This window comes from uncultured Clostridium sp. (assembly GCF_937920395.1).
Classification (GTDB): Bacteria; Bacillota; Clostridia; order Clostridiales; family Clostridiaceae; genus Clostridium_AD.
Genome location: NZ_CALEVF010000291.1, coordinates 1 through 3,199 on the forward strand (window position 1 = coordinate 1; position 3,199 = coordinate 3,199).

General features: G+C 27.3%; 3 protein-coding genes. All 3 read right to left on the minus strand.

What is annotated here, in order from left to right; genetic code table 11:
• Positions 1 to 133: 133 nt before the first annotated feature.
• The gene (locus tag Q0649_RS18260) at positions 134 to 2,209 is read right to left on the minus strand and encodes an RNA-directed DNA polymerase (RefSeq protein ID WP_298845402.1); all 2,076 of its coding nucleotides are present in this window, start codon (positions 2,207 to 2,209) and stop codon (positions 134 to 136) included.
• 141 nt (positions 2,210 to 2,350) lie between these two features.
• Positions 2,351 to 2,665: a hypothetical protein gene (locus tag Q0649_RS18265; protein ID WP_298845403.1), complete on the minus strand. Its 315-nt coding sequence runs from the start codon at positions 2,663 to 2,665 to the stop codon at positions 2,351 to 2,353.
• 14 nt (positions 2,666 to 2,679) lie between these two features.
• The gene (locus Q0649_RS18270) at positions 2,680 to 2,976 is read right to left on the minus strand and encodes a hypothetical protein (protein WP_298845404.1); all 297 of its coding nucleotides are present in this window, start codon (positions 2,974 to 2,976) and stop codon (positions 2,680 to 2,682) included.
• Positions 2,977 to 3,199: the final 223 nt, after the last annotated feature.

Below are 3,199 nucleotides of genomic sequence, written 5' to 3' on the forward strand. Positions count from 1 at the left end.
TATGGTTTTATATTATCACAGGCATTTCATATTGGGAATGCCTGTGTAGTAACAATTATTTAATTCATTTAGATTTAATAATATCTTAAGCCATTAGCCTATCTATGTATTGTGAACGATGGTTTTTAGATCTTCACCATTTTTCTATGATGTTTTTGTAGCCTTCGTATAAACTTTTTCTTGCTTTATAAATATATTTATATTCTATAGGTCTAGTTTGTTTGTTTGTACTTTTTGTTATAGAATGTGATAAATCACATTCTAACCTTTTATTATGAATTTCTTTACATAACAAAAATAATTCAGGATATTGTTTTTCTAATCGTGTACCTTTATTAAGTGAGCCACCAATATTTCCTAACTTATACCCGCCTAATGTGGTATCATGTACAAATAATTTGCTTAGTAAAAAATCATTAAATACATCCGTAATATTTACAAATGCTGACATATCGTTTTGAACATATGCTTGAGTTCTTACTATTTTATTTTCAGCTAGATCATGGTCCTTACCAAAAATTTTTTTCCAATCAGTGCAAGGCAATTTTTTGTCACATATAGAATCTAATAGATTACCTATTAAACTAGGTCTACTAGCCGACCTGTTAATAATACCAACAAATTTTAGTGCCTTTTGTCCTATATAGTTAATTTCACTATATGGCGGACTAATGTTGCAATTATTTTTTATGATTTCAAATACAGCTGCCAATGAAATATCCACACACTCATCTGTAAGAAGAATTTTATTAAGTTCAATATATGAAGGTTCTCCGATAAAATCTAAATCAATATATTTAATAATTGTTTTCTTAACCCACCAATCATTTTCATTAATCAGTATTTGTTTTATTCCTTTATACTTTATTAAATTGTTTTTAAACAAATATGAAAGTAATGTGTTTCTATAGGTAGGATTTAATTTCCGTTTTCTTCTTTCTTTCCATCTTGTTAATACAAATTTCATTAACTTTTGATTATTCTGATTCGACAAATTATTACTTATTGCATCAATTAAATGCGCGTTTACAATTTGATAAATTTCTGGCTTTTCAAATTCTGTTATTAAGCGGTCTACAATTTTATCTGATATTTTAGTAGTATAGGATTTAAAATAATTTGATATTGATTCAAAAAGCTGAGGATTATTTTCTAATACATCTAATAACTTATTTGATAACTTAGCGTTTGCTTTGGCATTAAATAAATACATCTTAAATTCAGTTAAATTATTTACTTTACCATTCTTGCATAATCGTATTAAATTCTTTTCAATCAGCTTATAATTACCTTTAATTGATAATTTTGAGAGTTCATCACCTAAGCTACTAATATTTTTAATTTCATTTTTTATATCTATAATTTTATGTATTTCAATTTTTGAGGACTGAGGAAATAATCCTATCTGTTTGCAATTATAATCTAATCTAGCTAGCATACGTTTTAAAGACAATTTATCTCTTGCCATAAGTTTAATATCATCAACATATCTAAAGTATTTTACCTCATCACTTTTATTTAATTTTTCATAACTTTCATCAAAATATGATAATATTACTTCAGATAATATACCTGAAGACATAGGTCCCTGCGGTATACCATGGCTCTTATATATACTGTGATTAGTAGACCATCTATTTAATAAAATTAATAATTTATCTATAAATTCTTTATCCAACCCATATTTTTTTAAAAATATTCCTAAGACTTTATGATCTATGCTATCGTAACAAGCGGTAAGATCGAAAGAAGCAATATATTCATATCCGTTATTATAAGTACTTTTTAATGCCCTATTAAAATTTGCATATACCAAATCCCATTTTCTATAGAACCATATACTTCTTTTACCTGAATACAAATTGCCGAATACAGTTTTATTATATCTATGTTTTGCCTTTTGTGAATAATTTTCTGCAATAACATTAATAAATGCTTGATAAACAATTTGATCCTCAATTGTAAGTAGTGTATATAGTCTTGTAGTACAAATTGTCTTTGGAAGTAGTACTTTTGAAGGTTTATTAGGTATGTATTTATTGTTTTTTAATCTATTGTACAAGTCACCAATGTTTTCTTCAACTGAGATTGCATATGCTGTATACGAATCTCTAAAATAATTTTTATACTGAGCTGATGGATTAGAATTAATCCATTTCCATGCCCTAACTAAATTTTGCTTCGAATACACCTTTTTATAATCATCCATAAGATTTGTTCACCATCCATTTTCTAATAATATTAGAAATGATTTATAATTTTCTACAAATTACAATTTGTATAATTTCCAATTTAATAAATATATAAAAAGTATAGCATATTTTATTAAGTATTAAAATATAATCAAAATTTAGAGTTTTTTAGAAGAAACTGGAAGTGAAAGTCCACAAATATATCGTGCTTTAGTGAGTGTAATATTAGGAAACATACCTATCCCATAGTTATAATTATTGTAGAATAACTCAATTATAGGGTTTGGCTGAAAACAGACTGCCTGTAAAAATCCTTGTATCTTTTTACCAATTAATAAACATTTATATACTGAAATTATAGCATTAATACCTTGTTTATATGTTAGTTCTTGATTTATTAGTAAGAAAAAACTATTTCCAGTTTTTTCTATGGGGTCGGACCCCGTTACATAAATTGGTAATGTAGCGAACACTTTATGTTTGCTAATTACAAACCCTCCCCTACAATACCAATTATCCTCCCCACTACCTCCCTAGGTTTCCTCTCAAACTCTCCCCTACTAAAATCATATACTTTCCCATTACACTCAACCCTGATTTCATCATCTTTAATAAATATTCTCATCCCTTCTATAGAAAATCCCTTAATTCTACTATCCTTACCTATCAGTTCCCCAATTTCTGTTTCAGTGAGTGAATTTATCCTCTTAAGCTCTTGCCATAATCTATATTCTTCTTTAGATTTTATACAAAGATCAGTTACTATTTGCGCATTATGTAGCAAATACTCTGTAGTGTAAATGATTCTAACTACCTGATAGCCTTTTACTTCAACTTTTCTATAAAGTTTGTCCCACTTATCTATTTTAAAGCATAGTAATCTTCTTCAGAATCACTAGATATATTCCTTATAGTATTTCTCTTAACAACTTTTATATCTATTACCTTACCGTAATAAGTTATACCAGCTTCGCCTGCAAACTGTCTCTTTGACTGTGCTAGTGCTA

Bases quoted from the DNA above. Each gene is read 5' to 3' on its own strand.
- Q0649_RS18260 (WP_298845402.1), bottom strand. From the start codon at position 2,209: ATGGATGATTATAAAAAGGTGTATTCGAAGCAAAATTTAGTTAGGGCA.